The sequence below is a fragment of the Promicromonospora sukumoe genome, assembly GCF_014137995.1.
Classification (GTDB): Bacteria; Actinomycetota; Actinomycetes; order Actinomycetales; family Cellulomonadaceae; genus Promicromonospora; species Promicromonospora sukumoe.
The window spans coordinates 1288385-1305424 of record NZ_JACGWV010000002.1 but is presented as its reverse complement, the minus strand read 5'-3'; the positions used below and the strand labels follow the sequence as shown (position 1 = coordinate 1305424).

General features: G+C 70.8%; 14 protein-coding genes and 4 tRNA genes. 14 read left to right on the top strand and 4 right to left on the bottom strand.

Annotation, left to right across the window (positions count from 1 at the left end; translation table 11 throughout):
• Positions 1–6 precede the first annotated feature (6 nt).
• From FHX71_RS22985 to FHX71_RS22975, 3 genes are all read left to right on the top strand, one after another.
• The gene (locus tag FHX71_RS22985) at positions 7–1215 is read left to right on the top strand and encodes a DUF3631 domain-containing protein (RefSeq protein WP_182619706.1); all 1209 of its coding nucleotides are present in this window, start codon (positions 7–9) and stop codon (positions 1213–1215) included.
• Between the two features lie 166 nt (positions 1216–1381).
• Positions 1382–1597, top strand: coding sequence for an excisionase family DNA-binding protein (locus FHX71_RS22980; RefSeq protein WP_182619705.1), 216 nt, complete (start codon positions 1382–1384; stop codon positions 1595–1597).
• 2 nt (positions 1598–1599) lie between these two features.
• Positions 1600–2790 carry a tyrosine-type recombinase/integrase gene (locus tag FHX71_RS22975; RefSeq protein WP_182619704.1) on the top strand — a complete coding sequence of 397 codons (1191 nt, stop codon included), beginning with the start codon at positions 1600–1602 and terminating at the stop codon, positions 2788–2790.
• Between the two features lie 101 nt (positions 2791–2891).
• Here FHX71_RS22975 and FHX71_RS22970 read toward each other — a convergent pair.
• Positions 2892–2965, bottom strand: a tRNA-Gly gene (locus FHX71_RS22970).
• A gap of 154 nt (positions 2966–3119) precedes the next feature.
• Between FHX71_RS22970 and FHX71_RS22965 the strand changes: the two genes are divergently transcribed.
• The 3 genes from FHX71_RS22965 (at position 3120) to FHX71_RS22955 (ending at position 5469) form a co-directional block, all read left to right on the top strand.
• Positions 3120–3563: a TM2 domain-containing protein gene (locus tag FHX71_RS22965; protein WP_312877182.1), complete on the top strand. Its 444-nt coding sequence runs from the start codon at positions 3120–3122 to the stop codon at positions 3561–3563.
• A 94-nt stretch (positions 3564–3657) separates the two neighbouring features.
• On the top strand, positions 3658–4233 hold the full coding sequence (gene dcd / locus FHX71_RS22960; protein WP_182619702.1) for a dCTP deaminase: 576 nt from the start codon (positions 3658–3660) through the stop codon (positions 4231–4233).
• Positions 4234–4350: 117 nt separating this feature from the next.
• Positions 4351–5469: a hypothetical protein gene (locus FHX71_RS22955; RefSeq protein WP_182619701.1), complete on the top strand. Its 1119-nt coding sequence runs from the start codon at positions 4351–4353 to the stop codon at positions 5467–5469.
• A gap of 86 nt (positions 5470–5555) precedes the next feature.
• Here FHX71_RS22955 and FHX71_RS22950 read toward each other — a convergent pair whose 3' ends face one another.
• Entirely contained in the window at positions 5556–6185 is a 630-nt protein-coding gene (locus FHX71_RS22950; RefSeq protein ID WP_182619700.1) for a bacterial proteasome activator family protein, read from the bottom strand.
• A gap of 94 nt (positions 6186–6279) precedes the next feature.
• Positions 6280–7257 (bottom strand): NAD(P)H-quinone oxidoreductase, encoded by a 978-nt coding sequence (locus tag FHX71_RS22945; RefSeq protein WP_182619699.1) that lies wholly within the window; start codon positions 7255–7257, stop codon positions 6280–6282.
• A 141-nt stretch (positions 7258–7398) separates the two neighbouring features.
• Between FHX71_RS22945 and FHX71_RS22940 the strand changes: the two genes are divergently transcribed.
• From FHX71_RS22940 to FHX71_RS22920, 5 genes are all read left to right on the top strand, one after another.
• Positions 7399–11523: a HAMP domain-containing sensor histidine kinase gene (locus tag FHX71_RS22940; RefSeq protein WP_182619698.1), complete on the top strand. Its 4125-nt coding sequence runs from the start codon at positions 7399–7401 to the stop codon at positions 11521–11523.
• A gap of 36 nt (positions 11524–11559) precedes the next feature.
• A complete protein-coding gene (locus FHX71_RS22935) occupies positions 11560–12009 on the top strand; it encodes a roadblock/LC7 domain-containing protein (protein ID WP_020017525.1) in 450 nt (149 codons plus the stop codon).
• A 10-nt stretch (positions 12010–12019) separates the two neighbouring features.
• On the top strand, positions 12020–12430 hold the full coding sequence (locus tag FHX71_RS22930; RefSeq protein ID WP_020017526.1) for a DUF742 domain-containing protein: 411 nt from the start codon (positions 12020–12022) through the stop codon (positions 12428–12430).
• A 172-nt stretch (positions 12431–12602) separates the two neighbouring features.
• The gene (locus FHX71_RS22925) at positions 12603–13241 is read left to right on the top strand and encodes a GTP-binding protein (protein ID WP_246403516.1); all 639 of its coding nucleotides are present in this window, start codon (positions 12603–12605) and stop codon (positions 13239–13241) included.
• Between the two features lie 119 nt (positions 13242–13360).
• A tRNA-Ser gene (locus FHX71_RS22920) sits at positions 13361–13445 on the top strand.
• Between the two features lie 69 nt (positions 13446–13514).
• Here FHX71_RS22920 and FHX71_RS22915 read toward each other — a convergent pair.
• A complete protein-coding gene (locus tag FHX71_RS22915; protein WP_182619696.1) occupies positions 13515–15236 on the bottom strand; it encodes a GMC oxidoreductase in 1722 nt (573 codons plus the stop codon).
• A gap of 229 nt (positions 15237–15465) precedes the next feature.
• Here FHX71_RS22915 and FHX71_RS22910 point away from each other — a divergent pair.
• The 3 genes from FHX71_RS22910 (at position 15466) to FHX71_RS22900 (ending at position 16994) form a co-directional block, all read left to right on the top strand.
• Positions 15466–15557 (top strand) — tRNA-Ser (locus tag FHX71_RS22910).
• Positions 15558–15765: 208 nt separating this feature from the next.
• A tRNA-Arg gene (locus FHX71_RS22905) sits at positions 15766–15838 on the top strand.
• A gap of 361 nt (positions 15839–16199) precedes the next feature.
• A complete protein-coding gene (locus FHX71_RS22900; protein ID WP_182619695.1) occupies positions 16200–16994 on the top strand; it encodes an IclR family transcriptional regulator domain-containing protein in 795 nt (264 codons plus the stop codon).
• Positions 16995–17040 lie beyond the last annotated feature (46 nt).

Below are 17040 nucleotides of genomic sequence, written 5' to 3'. Positions count from 1 at the left end.
ACACCAATGACCACCACCACGAGCCACGTACAGCCCGAGTTTCCTCACGGTGCCGCGCACGAGAGCGGGTCGGATCTGCTGGACCAGATCCGCGAGACCCTGGCCCGGTACGTGATCCTCCCCGACGAGCACGCCGCCGTGGGCGTGTCCCTCTGGATCGCTGCCACCCACGCCGCCCCGGCATGGACGTTCGCGACCCGCCTGGTCATCCGGGCCCCGGAGAAGCGCTGCGGCAAGTCCCGTCTGTTGCAGATCGTGGATGGCCTGTCGCACGCTCCCCTGAAGTCCGTGAACGCCTCGCCCTCGGCCGTGTACCGCTCGATCGGTGACCGGGCGTCTGACCCGCCCACGCTGCTGCTGGACGAGGCCGACACGATCTTTGGTGCCAAGGCGTCCGGCGACGAGGACTTGCGTGGTCTGCTCAACGCGGGGTTCGAGCGGGACAACCCCGCGCTGCGGTACAACGCCGGGCACAACAAGGTCGAGGAGCTGGGCACGTTCGCCATGGCCGCCCTCGCTGGCATCGGTGCGATGCCCGACACCATCGAGGACCGCGCCGTGGTCATCCGTATGCGTCGGCGGGCACCGGGGGAGAAGGTCGCCCCGTACCGCAAGCGGCGTGACGGTGAGCCCCTGGACAAGCTGCGTGCACGCCTCAACGGCTGGGTACGGGCCAACCTGCGAGACCTCGGCCTGGCCACCCCGTCGATGCCCGTCGAGGACCGCGCGGCGGACCTGTGGGAACCGCTCATCGCCGTGGCGGACCTCGCCGGGGGTGCCTGGCCCGAGGCTGCCCGGCAGGCTGCTGTCGTGCTCACGGGGGAGCGAGACGCGAACGTTCAGGCGTCCGCGCAGACCCGCCTGCTGGGCGACTGCCGTACCGCGTTCGGTGACGCGGACGCCCTGCCCTCGGCGGTGCTGCTGGAGCGGCTCAAGGCCATGGAGGAGTCTCCGTGGGCGACGTACGGGCCGAACGGACTAACGCCAATGCGGCTGGGTGCCCTGCTGCGCGAGTTCGACATCGCGTCGAAGAATCTCCGCCTGCCGACGGGGCAGGCCAAGGCGTACAGCCGGGCCGACTTCACCGATGCCTGGGATCGCTACTGCACCGACGACGACGGCGCCTCGGCAGGGGGTGAGCCGTCCCAGCCGTCCCAGCCGTCCCACACCATCGAAACCGCAGGTCAGAGCCCACTTTTCGGTGGGACGTCTTAGAAAAACAAGCCGTCCCAGAGCCGTCCCACTTTGGGCTGGGACGGCTCTGGGACGGCTTGGAAACCCCAAGCCGTCCCACCCAAAAACCCATCCTGACCAGCCAGAACACACCCGTGGGACGGCTGGGACGGCTGGGTCCCCTAACTGCTGCAAGCAAGGAGTGGCGATGAACGGGCTAATGACCACGGACGAGGCGGCCGACTACCTGGCTCTGAGCGCGCGGCATGTACGCCGTCTCGTAGCCGAGCGGCGGATCGCATTTCGCCGGTTTGGTACCCGCGTGCGGTTCTCCCTGGAAGACCTGAACGAGTACATCGAGGCGTCACGCGTCGTGCCGATCACGGCGTCTGGTGTCTGGCGCGACCTGCGAGAGGTGAGCTGAACATGGCGAACAAGACCGACCGCCGACGCTGGGGCACCGTGCGGAAGCTGCCCTCTGGCCGTTATCAGGCCCGTTACCCCGGGCCTGACGGACGGCTCCGCCCGGCACCGGAGACATGGGAGCGCAAGCGCGATGCAGAGCGCTATCTCACCCTCGCTGAGGCGGAGATGGTGCGGGGTGAGTGGATCGACCCTGAGCAGGTGGCAATCACGGTGCGTGACTACGCAGAGCGGTGGATTGAGGAGCGCCCCAACCTGCGGCCCCGGACACTCCAGCTCTACCGGTGGACTCTGGCCAAGCACGTCGTTCCGTACCTGGGCGACGTGACCATCGGGAAGGTGACGACGCCGATGATTCGTCGGTGGCGAGTCCAGCTCGCGAGCGACGGCGTGAGTTCGGGCATGGTCGCAAAGGCATACCGACTTCTGCGCGCGGTGTTCTGGACCGCTGTTCGGGAAGACGAGCTGCTGAGGAAGAACCCGTGCCGCATCCCGGGCGCGGATCAGGAGCACGCTGGGGAGCGCCCTCACCTCACGCTTGACCAGGTGCTCGCTCTGCGTGACCGCTTCGCTCCGCGCTACCAGATGTTGGTGCTCACGGCGGCTATGGCCTCGCTGCGGTTTGGTGAGGTGACGGCACTCCAGCGACGAGACATCGACGTGAGCGCCGGGACGATCCGAGTAGAGCGCCAGTTCCTGGAGGTCACCGGCCAGGGCCTCGTGACGGGGCCGGTCAAGAAGTCCGCTGCTGGCCCCCGAACCGTCGCCGTACCGCGTGAGTTCATTGCTCTGCTGGTCGAGCACATCGCCACGTACGTCAAGGGCGAGGAGAGTGAGGCGCTGCTGTTCACAACACCCTACGGCCGGCCGATCCGGCGCGGGGGCTTTCAGAAGCTCACCGGCTGGAAGCAGCGGGTGGAGGCAGCCGGTCACAAGGGTCTGCACTTCCACGACCTGCGGCACACTGGCAACATGCTGGCGGCCTCGTCGGGCGCGACGGTCAAGGATCTGATGGCGCGCATGGGCCATGAGTCGATGGCGGCAGCGATGATCTACCTGCACGTGAACAAGGAGGCTGACCGGAGGATTGCGGACCACCTCGGGGCAGCGATGCGGACGGCTCTGACGCCCAAGCCGGACGTCTCGACAGTCGAGACGGGCGAGGGTGGTGAGGCCCCGATCGGAGCCGCGTAACGCCATGTAGTGGCACGTCAATGGCACGGACGCCTCATTGAGGGGCAGGAAACGACTCCGCCCCAGGTCGAGAAACATCCTCTGACCTGGGGCGGAGCCTGTGGAGCGGGTGACGGGAATCGAACCCGCGCTATCAGCTTGGGAAGCTGAAGTTCTACCATTGAACTACACCCGCATCGTCCGGTTCTGACCGGGTATCTGCTGTTCCGGAATCCCGCTAGGGTTCCGCAACAGCGCCCCTGAACCTGGCGCGCGACCCGATCATACCCAAACTCGCCCGGATGCCCGAACCAGATCCGTGCGAGTGTCGCCGAGCAGCCGGAGCAGCAGTGAGCGAGCATCCCAGCGAGAAGCCGACCGAGCCGATCTACAAGGAGACGAAGCCCCTTCCTCCGCGGCCGCCGCAGCCCCCGCAGTCCGAGCGCGAGACCCGCGCCCTGCAGAAGCCCGGCGCCACGCCGAAGGCGGGCCCGGCCAACTACCAGCAGCAGTACGACTACGACCGGCCCACCCCGCCGACGGCGCACGTCCCGGGCCGCAAGTCCCGCATCACCGCGGGCCTGCTCGGCATCCTGCTGGGCGTGGTGGGCGCGCACCGGTTCTACCTGGGCTACAAGGGCCTGGGCTGGATCATGCTGCTCCTCACGGCGGTGTCCCTGGGGCAGGCGTGGTTCGTGCCGGCGATCTGGGGCGCGATCGAGGGCATCCTGTACCTCGTGATGCGCAAGGGCTACTGGTCGGTGGACGCGAAGCACCGTCCGCTGCAGTGGTGACCTCCGTCCGCTGACGGCGCGGCGCCGTCCGGCGAGGGCGGCGCCGTCCCCGAGCGGGGCGGCGCCCGCCCACGGCGGCAAGTACCGTATCCGGGTGCTCCTCTCCGACCGCGATATCCGTGCCGAGCTCGAGGCCGACCGGGTCGTCCTCGACCCGTACGACCCGTCGATGCTGCAGCCGTCGAGCATCGACGTGCGCCTCGACAAGTTCTTCCGGCTGTTCGACAACCACAAGTACCCCTTCATCGACCCCGCGACGGACCAGCCGGAGCTGACCCGTCTCGTGGAGGCCGACAACGGCGAGGCGTTCGTCCTGCACCCGGGCGAGTTCGTGCTCGGCAGCACCTTCGAGTCGGTCACGCTGCCCGACGACGTCGCGGCCCGTCTCGAGGGCAAGTCCTCCCTGGGCCGCCTCGGCCTGCTCACGCACTCGACGGCCGGCTTCATCGACCCGGGTTTCAGCGGCCACGTGACGCTGGAGCTGAGCAACGTCGCGACGCTGCCGATCAAGCTGTGGCCCGGGATGAAGATCGGCCAGCTCTGCTTCTTCCGGCTCTCGTCGGCGTCCGAGCACCCGTACGGGTCGGACCTGTACGGGTCCCGGTACCAGGGCCAGCGCGGCCCGACGGCGTCCCGCTCCTCGAAGAACTTCCACCGCACGACGGTGTGACGACGCTGTGACCACGGGGTCGCCCGGGAGCCGACGGCGACACGGGCGGGGGTCCAGCCGCAGGTAGGCTCCGGGTGCCCGGCGAGGACCGGGCACCCGGACCGAGAAGGGACCCCGATGGCCACTCCCCAGCTTCCGCTCCTGCCGCGCACGGTTGCGCAGGCGCACCAGGCACGGCACGTGCTGACCGTGCCCGGTGACGTGGAGCTGGACGAGATCGAGGTCCTCGCGCTCTCCCGGTTCTCCGCGACCCGCTGGGACGTGGTCCCCGCCGGCATCCTCCCGGGCAACGTGGCGGGCGCCCCGCAGGGCCGCCGCGCCCAGGGCCGCGAGCCGGGCGTGCTGCGGGTCTCGCGGCACGCGGTGATGAACGGGCCGTACCAGCCCGCGGGCGACGGCTTCGACCTCGGCGTCCCGCCGGGCGCGGAGATGGCCTTCGACATCGTCTGCCACCGGGAGCGCGGCGAGCCGCCGTTCCCCGCGGGTGACCGCGACGGCATCGGGCGGGCGTTCGCGGCGGGCATGCCCGAGCGCGAGGAGCGCCGCCTGGTCGAGTGGCTCGTCGCCGTCGCGCGGCGCCTGGGCGGTTCCCTCCGTCTCGACGTCGGCGGGCTGTGGGAGACCGCGGCGGACCCGGCGACGCGGCCGGGCGCCGGCGTCGTGCTCACCCCGGACGCCGGGGCGGCCATCGACATGACCGTGTACTCCGACGTCTGGCTCGACCCGCAGGCCGCGCACAGCATCCTGCAGAAGGTGCACCCGCGCGCCCGGCTGCACATGGACGGCAAGGAGTGGGGCGGGCCGCCCGAGGGCATCGCGGACAAGCCGCTGTACCGGGGCGAGAAGATGGACCCCGAGCTGCGCAAGAAGATCCACGCGGCCGCGGACGAGCACGACATCAAGGCGCTCACCGGCCCGCGGGTGCTGGACGGCTACGGCCTGGTCGTGGAGCTCGGCGTCGACGGCATCGTCTCGGTCGAGATCAGCGGCGAGGAGAAGCTGCCGCGGCTGCTGCGCGGCCTGCCCTGGGCCGAGCAGGGAGCGGTCTGCTACTGGGTGCACTGGGAGCCGCAGGACCTCGTGGAGTCGCAGCGGGAGGTCCCCAACATGGAGCTGCGGATCGCGCGCAAGCGCGCCGCCGAGCTGGTGGCCCGGCTCGCGAGCGCGCTCCACGACGCCGCCGGAGGCGAGGTCGCCGACGAGGACGGCTTTCTGGTAGACCCCGCCGACCTGTAGAAGCCCGGCGCTTTACCCGTTTTGTCGCTCTCCGGTCCGAGTCCGGGGCCCGGATCCGGAGAGCGACCCGGAGAGCGACGGCCTGGTCAGAGGTACTGGCCGGGGGTCCGGCGCTCGCCCTGCTCCTCCTCCGAGCCGCCGGGCAGCGTTGGTCCACCGGGGCCGGCCGGGCCGAATGCGCCGGTTCCGGGCGGCAGGGCGCGTCGCATCTGCGAGAGCTGCGCCTGGGCCGCCATCTGCTGCGCCACGAGCGCCGTCTGGATGCCGTGGAACAGCCCTTCCAGCCAGCCCACGAGCTGGGCCTGCGCCACGCGGAGCTCGGCGTCGGACGGCGCCGAGTCGTCCGTGAACGGCAGCGTGATGCGGTGCAGCTCGTCGACCAGGTCAGGGGAGAGGCCGTCCTCGAGCTCGTGGATCGAGCGCTCGTGGATCTCGGCGAGGCGGGACCGGGCGGCCTCGTCGAGCGGGGCGTCCCGCACCTCGTCGAGCAGCCGCTTGATCATGCCGCCGATGCGCATGACCTTGGCGGGCTCCTCGACCTGGCCCACGACGGACTCGGCCTCGTCGGCCTCGCGCTCGTCGGCGCTCTCGGGCTCGTGCTCCGGGGGTACGGCGGCGCCGTCGGGCGTCACCACCTGGGGGTGCACGGACGGCCCCTGGTCGTGGCGGTCGTCGGGCCGGTCGGCGGACTGGGGGTTGGCTCGCTCGTCGTTCATGGGTCCAGTCTTGCCCGAATCCCCGGTCACCGGCATTGCATTCTTGGATGGGGAACGAAATTGTCGGCCATGCCTATATATAGGCACGGGTTGATCAGGGGACCAGGAGCACTTTGCCGAAGACCTCTCCCGACTCGAGCAGGTCGTGTGCCGACTGTGCTTCCGAGAACGGGATTCGGGAGTGGATCACCGGGTGAACTTCACCTGAGGCGAACAGTGGCCAGAGGTGTTGTTCGGTGTCGGCGACGATGCGCGCCTTCTCCTCGGGAGGGCGCGACCGGAGCATCGTCCCGGAGATCGTGCCGAGCCGGGAGAGGAGCGCGCTGAGGTCCAGCTCGCCGCGCCGGCCCTGCTGCATCCCGATGACGACCAGGCGCCCGCCACGGGCCAGGACACGGACGTTGTCGCCCAGGGCGCCCCCGCCGAGCAGGTCGAGCACGACGTCGGCCCCGTTGCCCCCGGTCGCGTCCCGGACCTCCTCGACGAAGTCCTGCCGCCGGTGGTCGACGACGAGGTCCGCGCCGAGCCCGGCGCACCGCGCGGCGCGCTCCGGGCCGCCCGCCGTGGTGGCGACGTGTGCGCCCAGCGCCTTGGCGACCTGGATCGCGATGCTGCCGATGCCGCCGGACCCGCCGTGCACCAGGACCCACTCGCCGGGACGCAACCGGCCGACGTCCACGAGGTTGTTCCAGACCGTGCACGCGGCCTCGGGAAGGGCCGCCGCGTCGACCAGGTCCATGCCGTCGGGCACGGGCATCACCTGGGTCTCGCGGACCGCCACCTCCTCCGCGTAGCCGCCGCCCTCGAGCAGCGCGACGACGCGGTCACCGGCGCGCCAGCGCGACACGCCGTGTCCGACACGTTTCACAGTTCCTGATATCTCAAGACCTGGCCAGTCCGGGGCATTCGCCGGAGGGGGGTAGTATCCGGCCCGTTGGAGCAGGTCAGCACGGTTCACTCCGGCGGCAGCGACAGTGATCACCACGTCGCTTTGGCCAGCATTCGGGTGATTCAGGGATGAAATAGAGAGTTTCCCTGAAGGGCCCGGTCCGGATATCGTGACGGCTCGCACATCGATGAAGCCTACTTCCGTGTGGCCTCACGAGGGTCGCCACCGGAAACAGGGTGCCGGTAACTTGTACGCAGCACCGAGGGTGTTCGGCGGGCACCACGCACGCCACCCCTTCCGGATCAGTGATGGAGAGAGGTACGCATGTTCCGCAGGTTGGGAGTGCGCGGGAAAGTTCTTGCGACACTGGTCACGCCTGCCATCGTCCTGGTCATCGCGGCGGCATACATCATCGGCCTCTCCGTGGTCGACGCGATGCGCGCTCAGCAGACGAGCGATCTCGTCGCCGCGCTCGAGTACCAGGACGCGGCAGGAACGACCTTCGCGCAGGAGCGGTCGCTCAACATCGTCGCGATGATCGACGACGGCGACTACGGCACCGCTGCGCGCCGGGCCCTGCTCCAGGGCACGCCTGAGCTGGACGAAGCGGGCAAGCCGGTCATGGACGACGACGGCAACCCCGTGTGGGCCGCCCCGGCGGCCCAGGCGCAGACGATCACCGCCCTCGACCAGCGCGACGAGGCGCTCCTGGACATCGACATCTCGATGCTCGACCAGCGCGTCAAGGACGCCGTCGCGCAGACGATCGAGGACCGCGCCGCCATCACCGAGGTGCAGAAGAAGGTCGCCGCCGGCCGGCTCACCGAGCAGGTGGCCACCGAGGCCTACGGCACGTACATCGACGGCGCGCTCGAGGTGATGGACGCGATCGCCGACACCTCGGAGGACCGCGAGCTGGGTACCCGCCTCGAGGCGTACTTCCAGATGGACGAGCTGATGCTCACCAACACCTACGAGCGTCCGGTCGTCGCCATGACGCTCCGCATCGCGGCGACCCACCCGGACCCCGACGCCGCCCGCACGATGGCGCTGCGCTCCGCCGACCTGGTGAACCTGGCCGACCGCGAGTGGGACGCCACGCAGGACCTCTTCGACCGCATCCCCGGCGAGTACCAGGTGCCGGGCATGGACGGCGTCTACGGCACCGTCCGCGGCTACGTGGCGCGAGGCGACCTGAACTCCATCCAGCCGGCCCAGGCCGAGGTGTTCACGGACGAGTCCGCCGCCTGGGTCGAGGAGGGGCGCATCGTCCGCGACGCGGTCCGCATGGACTCCTCCGGGTACGCGCAGGAGCAGGCCGACATCGCGGCGAACCGCGCCTACCTCACCGGTGGCGTCGCGATCGCGGCCCTCGGCTTCTCGATCATCACCGCGCTCGTCATCGCCCGCCGTCTCGTCTCCCCGCTGCGCCGCCTCACCCAGGCCGCCGGCGTGGTCCGTGACCGCCTCCCCACGCTGGTGGAGCAGGTGTCCGTGCCGGGCCAGGGCCCGAGCATCGACCTCGACCCGATCAGCGTCGAGTCGTCGGACGAGATCGGCCAGCTGGCCGCAGCGTTCAACGACGTCAACAGAACCACGATCGACGTCGCCCGAGAACAGGCGGCCCTCCGTGGCTCGATCGCCGAGATGTTCGTCAACGTGGCCCGCCGCGACCAGGTGCTCCTGAACCGGCAGCTCGCGTTCCTCGACGACCTCGAGCGGTCCGAGGAGGACCCGTCGACGCTGTCGAACCTGTTCCGCCTCGACCACCTCGCGACCCGGATGCGCCGTAACGCCGAGTCCCTGCTCGTCCTCGCGGGCATCGACTCCGGTCGTCGCGTGCGTCAGCCGATGCCGGTCTCCGACGTCATCCGTACCGCGTCGTCCGAGATCGAGCTGTACGACCGGGTCCGCCTGAACCTCGTCGTCGACCCGATGATGCTGGGCCACAACGCGCTGAACGCCGCGCACCTGCTGGCCGAGCTCCTCGAGAACGCGACGATGTTCTCCGAGCCCCACACGCCGGTCGAGGTCACCACGGCCCGCGACGAGCAGTTCATCACCGTCGTCGTCCGCGACCACGGTCTCGGGATGAACCCCGAGGAGGTCGCGGAGGCGAACCGCAAGGTCGCCAGCCACGCCGCGTCCGACGCCGTCGGCGCCCAGCGCCTCGGCCTCTACGTGGTCGGCCGCCTGTCGGACCGCCTCGGCGCCCAGGTGGCGTTCGGCCCGGGCGAGGGTGGCACCGGCACCGAGGTGACGGTCCGCTTCCCGGCCGTGCTGTTCATGCCGGACAACGCGATGCCGCTGCCGATGCCGACGGACCCGCTGGAGGCCAACACGCAGGCGGCCGCCTCGCAGTTCAACGGCGGCGTGGCCACCGGCCCGGGCACCGGTGCGATGCGGAGCGCGGGTGCACCCACCAGCGGCTTCGGCGCACCGGCCGTGACGGCGGCCTCGCCGGCCACGACGTCCGTGCCGCAGCAGGGTGGCCTGCCGGTCCCGACCGGCACGTCGCAGATCGCCGCTGCCGCCTTCGCGGCGCAGCCGGCGCCCGTCGCCCAGCCGGTCGACCTCAACTCGCTCACGGACGGCACGACGGCGCTCGGCCTGGCCCGGCGTCGCAGCTCGACCGCCGCGCAGCCGGTGGCCGAGACGACGCCGACCGGCTCGATCGTGCTGCCGGAGATCCAGACGCCGTCGCTCCCGCAGGAGTACCAGGGTGACGACAACGCCTGGGCCCCGCCGTCGAACGTGTCCGAGGGCAGCTCGCTCCCGAGCCGTCAGCGCGCACCGCAGCCGCCCGAGCCGGTGGCCCCGGTGTTCGAGGACACCACGCCGGCCGCGGTCGACGTGGACCAGCGCAGCGCGCTGTTCTCGAGCTTCCGCTCCCTGAACACGATCGACCCCGTCGAGGGCAGCACGCAGTCGCTGCAGCTCGACCCGATCACCCAGGACCCGGCCGCACTCCCCGGCATGTCCGACACCGACGTGATGCGGTTCCCGGCGGCAGGTGGCGGCAGGCCGCCCGCTGCCCCGGCCCCGGCGCAGAGCTTCGGTACGCAGCCGGAGCAGTTCGGTGGCTACCAGGATGACAGCGCGCAGAGCCAGGGCTTCGGCTCGGAGCCCCCGGAGGGCCCCGACTCGTCGTTCGAGGCGCTGCCCGCGTTCGAGGAGCTCATGGCGGACCTTCCGAGCCGCCGTTCGACCGGCTCGGGCGCCCAGCCGAGCGGCAAGCCGGTCCAGAAGCGGGGCCTGTTCGGCCGCCGCCCGGGCCAGCCGGCCACCGGTGAGCTCCGGGCGTACCAGCCGCAGGAGCAGCGTCCGGCCTCGCGTCCGATCCAGACCGTCGCGAGCCCTGTGGCCGGTCCGCCGACCTTCGGCGCCCCGATCGTCCCCGCGCCGAACGTCGAGACGCAGGGCTTCCCCGCCCAGCCCTTCCAGGCCCAGCCCTTCCAGGCGCAGAGCCTCCCGACGCAGAACCTGCCGGTGCAGAACTTCCAGGCACCGAGCGGTCCGCCCCAGGGCAGCCCCGCCCCGCTGACGGGCGCCTTCCCGGCCCAGGCACCTGCCGCGCCCGCCGCGGACCCCACGTACGAGCGGGGTTACCAGGAGGGCTACCAGAAGGCGATCCAGGAGTCGCTGACGTCGGCGGTGCCGGCGGTCCCGAACGCCCCCGCGGGCGGCACGGTCCCCGTGCCCGTCGCACAGGTGTCGGCACCGGCCCCCGCTCCCGCCAGCAACCCGTTCGTGGACGCGGCGCCCCGTGCGGCCGCGGCACCGGCTCCGGCGGCTCCCGCCCCGGCTCCGGCCCGTGAGCGCGTACCCACCTCGTTCGCCTCGGCACCGGCCACCCAGGCCGTGCCCGTGGCGGACGTGCAGCAGGCCTTCGAGCCGCCCGTCCGCGAGTTCAGCGAGCCGTACCCGACGGGTGCCGTGTACGACCCGTCGTACGCCTCGCCGGCCCCGCTCGCCAAGCGAGCCGCCGGGACCGACGGCGACGGGAAGGACCCACTAGACCCCGAGTACGTGCGTGACTCGGTGGAGGCACGGTCGGAATGGACCGCCTCGGCAGTGCTCTACGAGGAGATGACGAGCCTTCTCCGTCGGGGGGCTTATCAGGAAGACGATGTGAAAGAGAACGACTCGTACCGTCCGGCAGCCGTCAGTACCGAGGTTGCCAATGGTGGGCTGACCCGCCGTACCCGTGGTGCCTCCGGCACCGGTGCGGACCCGGCCGTCGAGCGTCTCTCGGCTCGCATCGACCGTGATCCCGAGCAGCTTCGCTCGCGTCTCTCGGCGTTCCAGTCGGCCACCGCGCGTGGCCGGTCGGAGTCCGTGGACGAGGGCAATTCGGAGCACGAGAACGGCAAGAACGGCGGTGGGGACTCGACGTGGGCACCCTCGACCGTGAATCATGTCCCTGACTCAGCGCCGCAGTCGCGGTGACAAGCGCGTCTGTGGATTCTGACTAGGAGGAACAGAGTGACCCTCAGCACCGAAGCAACCAATTTCGGTTGGCTGCTCGACAACTTCGTGCGTACCGTTCCCGGCAGTCGGCACACGCTCGTCGTGTCGGCAGACGGCCTGCTCATGGCGATGTCCGACCAGCTCGACCGCACGAGCGGCGACCAGCTGGCGGCGATCGTCTCCGGTATGTCAAGCCTCACGCGTGGAGCTTCCCGGCAGCTCAACGGCGGTAACGTCCGTCAGGCGATCATCGAGATGGACAACGGCTTCCTCTTCCTGATGAACGTCTCGAACGGGTCCGTTCTCGGCGTCGTCGCGGAGGCCACGTGCGACATCGGCCTCATCGGCTACGAGATGGCCCTCCTGGTGTCCCGCACGGAGGCCACCCTCACGCCGCAGCTGATCTCGGAGATGCGGGGCAGCCTCCCGGTCGATGGGCAGACCCGAGCCGCCAGCGTGGGATGAGGACTCGACCATGACGTACGCACCTTTCGGTTCCCAGGGGCAGGGGGACGTCCGTGAGACGTCCACCGTGCGCCCCTACGCGGTCACCGGAGGCCGGGTGCGGTCGGAGCTGTCCGACCTGCCGCTCGAGGCCCTCGTGGAGGTTCTTCCCGGGGCAGTCAGCAGTTTCGGGCTGCCTCCGGAGAAGCGCGCGATCCTCCAGCACGCCGCGCACACGTACGTGTCGATCGCCGAGCTCTCGGCCCTTCTGCGGCTGCCCCTGGGTGTCGTCCGGATTCTTGTGGCGGACATGCAGGAGGAAGGGCACGTCACCGTGCACACCTCGACACCGGTTAACGTCCACACAGGCCACGGCAGCTCGAACTCGGGCCTGTCGCTGAGCGTCTTGGAGAGTGTTCTGAATGGCATTTCCGCCCTCTGACGGCGGGGCCCGCAGCGGTCCCAACTGGGCCCCGGTGTCGGGTAACGCCGGCACTGCGACCGCTTCCTCGAACGCGCCCGCGCGCCAGAGTGTGCTGGGTGGTGGCGGCGGTGCCTCGTCGCCCACCGCCCAGGCGTCCCGTCCGGCGCAGGCTCAGCCCGCGCCGCCGGTGATGCAGCAGGCTCCTGCGAGCAACGCCGGGGCGCAGTCCGCCCCGGGCGCGCAGCCCGCGGGCGAGCGCACCGCGCCGACCGTCGTCAAGATCGTCGTGGCCGGTGGCTTCGCGGTGGGCAAGACGACGTTCATCGGCTCGATCTCCGACGTCGAGCCGCTCAACACCGAGGCTGCCATGACGGAGCACTCGGTCGGCGTGGACGACGCCGGTGGCGTCACCGACCGCAAGACCACCACCACGGTGGCCATGGACTTCGGCCGCGTGGAGCTGCCGGGCAACCTGTGGCTGTACCTGTTCGGTACCCCGGGCCAGGACCGCTTCCTCTTCATGTGGGACGACCTGGTGCGCGGTGCGATCGGTGCCGTCGTGCTGGTCGACACGGACCGCTTGGAGCAGTGCTTCCCGGCGATCGACTACTTCGAGTCGCGCAACATCCCGTTCGTCGTGGGCGTCAACTGCTTCGACGGCGTGGCCAAGCACCGGCTCGAGGACGTGCGCGAGGCACTGCAGATCCCCTCGCACGTGCCGATGCTCTACACCGACGCACGCTCGCGTGCGGCGACCAAGCAGACGCTGATCGCGCTGGTCCAGCTCGCGATGCGCCAGCTTCGCTCCGGCGCGCAGGCGCAGGGCTGAGCCGCTCTCCAGCATCTCGCGGACGGCGGGCCACCCTGAGGGCGGCCCGCCGTCGCTGTTCCGCCGGACGCTAGACTGTGTGGCCGCGTCGTCGTGCCGCGCAGGGGCGTCGGGCGCGAGGAGGGCTGACAGAGCGGCCTAATGTGACGGTCTTGAAAACCGTTGTGCGGCAACGCACCGGGGGTTCGAATCCCTCGCCCTCCGCCGACGGACGACGGCCGGGACCCCCACGTGGGGTCCCGGCCGTCGCTCTGTTCCCGAGACGGGTGAGAACTAGCTGATCCCCACGATGGGCAGGCGGAGCGCCGCCGGGGCCGCCTCGGGCACGACCGGTGCCACGGGGCGTACGGCCCCGACCCGCCGGTAGGCCGACCCGAGCGCGGGCCGGGCGTCCTGCTCGCCGGCGTTGGGCCACAGCGCGCACGCCCGCTCGGCCTGCGCCGTGATGGTCAGCGACGGGTTCACCCCGAGGTTCGCGGTCACGGCGGAGCCGTCCATCACGTGCAGGCCCTCGTGCCCGTACATCCGCAGGTAGGGGTCGACGACGCCGTTCCCGGCGTCGGACCCGATGGCACAGCCCCCGAGGATGTGCGCGGTCAGCGGGATGTTGAAGGGGTCGCCGATGGTGCCCCCGGCGATCCCCTCGACGCCGTCGTCGCCCATCGTGTCGGCCATGCGGCGTACCGCCTCGTGGCCCTCGGGGATCCAGCTCGGGTTGGGCGCCCCGGTGCCCTGCCGGGACGTCATGTACCGGCCGAACGGCGAACGCCTCGTCAGCGTCGTCAGCGAGTTGTCGTGCGCCTGCATGACCAGGGCGATGACCGTCCGCTCGGACCAGCGGCGCCAGTCCATCAGCACCGGCAGCCACCTGAGGTTCTTGCGCATCTCGCCGAACCAGCGCAGGAACCGGCGCGGCCCGCCGTCGACGAGGATGTGCTGGAGCGCCGCCATGACGTTGGAGCCGTGGCCGTACCTCACCGGCTCGATGTGGGTGCTCTCATTCGGGTAGAACGACGACGTGATCGCGAGCCCGCGCGAGTAGTCCGTCGAGCCCACCTTGTGCGTCATCGCGCCGAGCAGCGCCTCGGAGTTGGTGCGGGTGAGGTGGCCGAGCCGGCCCGACAGCCCCGGCAGCGTTCCGGCGTCCTTCATCGCGTGCAGCAGGCGCTGCGTGCCGAGCGTGCCGGCCGCGAACACCACCTGCCGGGCCGTGAACGTGCGCCGGCCGGCCCACCTCCTGCCGGTGCGGTGTGCGCGGATCTCGTAGCCGCCGCCGCGCGCGTCGGGCAGCGGCCGCACGACGTCGGCCGTGGTGAGCGGGTGCACCACGGCACCCGCGCGCTCCGCGAGGTAGAGGTAGTTCTTGACCAGGGTGTTCTTGGCGCCGTGCCGGCAGCCGGTCATGCACTCGCCGCATTCGACGCAGCCCGTCCGCTCCGGCCCCGCCCCGCCGAAGAAGGGGTCCGCATCCGTCCGGCCCGGCGTCGGCGCCTCCGCGCCGCCCGGCCCGAAGTACACGCCCACCCGGGTGGGACGGAACGTGTCGCCGACGCCCATGTCGTCCGCGACGGACCGGATGACGTCGTCCGCGGGGGAGCGGCCGTGGTACCGGACGACGCCGAGCATGCGTTCCGCCTGGTCGTAGTACGGCGCCAGTTCGGACTTCCAGTCGGCGATGTGCGACCAGGCGGGGTCGGCGTAGAACGGGTCCAGGGGTCGGTAGAGGGTGTTCGCGTACACCAGCGAGCCGCCGCCGACGCCCGCGCCTGTCAGGCACAGGACGTTGCGCAGCAAGCGCACCCGCTGGATCCCGTAGCACCCCAGCGCCGGCGCCCAGAGGAACTGCCTCAGGTGCCACGAGTTCTTGGCGAACTCGTCGTCGGCGAACCGGCGGCCCGCCTCGAGGACGCCCACCCTGTAGCCCTTCTCCGTGAGCCGGAGGGCGGCCACGCTGCCGCCGAAGCCTGAGCCGATCACCAAGACGTCGTAGTCCATGGTCGCGAATGTACCTCTTATTGACGCTGTGTGAAATACGCTGCCCGGATGCCGCCGGCGGTGGCCGCGGGTGTCCCGGCCGGCTCCACGACCGTCCCTGGTGAGGGCGGAAAAACGGCGGAAAGACGGGGCTGGCGAGCGGTCCGGAGGCCCCGCTTTGCTCAGTTCGCCCTGGGCCAGGTAGCCTGGGCCGCGCGGCATCGCCCTGCCTGGGTAGAGCCTGTCGCGAGGAGACGTCGCATAGTCAGGTCTAGTGCGCCACCCTGCTAAGGTGGTAACGGGGCAACCCGTTCGAGGGTTCAAATCCCTCCGTCTCCGCCAGGAAGGTCCCGGCCGCGCGTGACGCCCGGGGCCTTTTCTGTGAGAGGCTTCGGCACACGGGTTCAGCGCGGGATCGAACCTTCGGCAGGGCTGTGACGGAGTTCTCTCCGGGAAGCGCGGATTTGAGTTTGGGCCCGCGCCGAACAGGCGGTAATGTTCTCGTCGGTCGGCCGTGTGAACGGCAGACGGACAACAGGTTGTACGGCAGGCGCCCGTAGCTCAACGGATAGAGCATCTGACTACGGATCAGAAGGTTGGGGGTTCGAATCCCTTCGGGCGCACAGCAGGAACGAGGCCCCGGTCAGCGGAAACGCTGACCGGGGCCTCGTCGTTTCCGGCGTTCGTCGCGTGCCGGAGCACATCGCGATCCGGTCACGGTTGAGACCGGTGCCACCGAACCATTGACCCGGCCTCCGGCACGTCGCTACCTTCACTCGCGGCACACCCGTTCGGAGAACGACCAGGGCCGCGGGCGCCGGGGCTCAACGGAGCGCTCCGTCGTCGGACCAGGGAAGGCCCGGGCGGGCGTGCTGCCAAAGGTGCGGCTTGCGGTCGCTGGGGTGGGTGCTGGTGCTGGTGCGGTCGACCGGATGCTCCGCCAGGATGCGACAGGGACGCGCTGACGGCACGAAGGGAACCCCGATGAGCGAGACCGTGCAGGACGCCGGCACCCGGTCGGGTGAGTTCGTGCAGTCCCTGGAGCGAGGGCTGGCGGTGATCCGGGCGTTCGGCCCGGACCGGGCCCGGATGGCCCTGAGCGAGGTCGCGCGCGAGGCCGGGCTGAGCCGCGCGTCGGCCCGACGCTTCCTGCACACCCTGGTCGAGCTCGGCTACGTCGTGACTGACGGACGCGTGTTCGCGCTGCGTCCCCAGGTGCTCGAGCTCGGGTATGCCTACCTGTCCAGCCTCTCGCTGCCGGAGGTGGCGCAGCCCCACCTGGAGCGGCTCGCCGAGGACGTCGGCGAGTCGTCGTCCGTCGCGGTGCTCGACGGCGCCGAGATCGTCTACGTGGCCCGGGTCGCGACGCACCGGATCATGTCGGCGGCGATCCAGGTGGGCACGCGGTTCCCGGCGTGGGCCACCTCGATGGGCCGCGCCGTCCTGGCCCACCTGCCCCACGGGGACCGCGACGACTTCCTGGGCGCCGTGGCCCTGGAGCCGCTCACCCCGCACACCATCGTCGACCGCGACCTGCTCCGTGCGGAGCTGGTCCGGGTGCAGGGCCAGGGCTGGGCGCTCGTCGACCAGGAGCTGGAGGAGGGCCTCCGTTCCCTCGCGGCACCCCTGCGCGACCGGACGGGTCGCGTCGTGGGCGCGGTCAACGTCTCCGCTCCGGTGCGCCGCGGGGCGGTCGACGACCTGGTGGCCGAGTTCCTCCCTGCGCTGCTGCGCGCGGCCGGCGACATCGAGGCGGACCTGGCCCGTACCCGCGCCTGAGCCCGGCTGTTACCGTGAGCGTACGCATACGGAACTTGTGTGCGCA

Bases quoted from the DNA above. Each gene is read 5' to 3' on its own strand.
- FHX71_RS22985 (WP_182619706.1), top strand. From the start codon at position 7: ATGACCACCACCACGAGCCACGTACAGCCCGAGTTTCCTCACGGTGCC.
- FHX71_RS22955 (WP_182619701.1), top strand. From the start codon at position 4,351: ATGGCCACTCCCCAGCTTCCGCTCCTGCCGCGCACGGTTGCGCAGGCG.
- FHX71_RS22975 (WP_182619704.1), top strand. From the start codon at position 1,600: ATGGCGAACAAGACCGACCGCCGACGCTGGGGCACCGTGCGGAAGCTG.
- FHX71_RS22915 (WP_182619696.1), bottom strand. From the start codon at position 15,236: ATGGACTACGACGTCTTGGTGATCGGCTCAGGCTTCGGCGGCAGCGTG.
- FHX71_RS22930 (WP_020017526.1), top strand. From the start codon at position 12,020: ATGACGTACGCACCTTTCGGTTCCCAGGGGCAGGGGGACGTCCGTGAG.
- FHX71_RS22940 (WP_182619698.1), top strand. From the start codon at position 7,399: ATGTTCCGCAGGTTGGGAGTGCGCGGGAAAGTTCTTGCGACACTGGTC.
- FHX71_RS22900 (WP_182619695.1), top strand. From the start codon at position 16,200: ATGAGCGAGACCGTGCAGGACGCCGGCACCCGGTCGGGTGAGTTCGTG.
- FHX71_RS22980 (WP_182619705.1), top strand. From the start codon at position 1,382: ATGAACGGGCTAATGACCACGGACGAGGCGGCCGACTACCTGGCTCTG.
- FHX71_RS22950 (WP_182619700.1), bottom strand. From the start codon at position 6,185: ATGAACGACGAGCGAGCCAACCCCCAGTCCGCCGACCGGCCCGACGAC.
- FHX71_RS22925 (WP_246403516.1), top strand. From the start codon at position 12,603: ATGCAGCAGGCTCCTGCGAGCAACGCCGGGGCGCAGTCCGCCCCGGGC.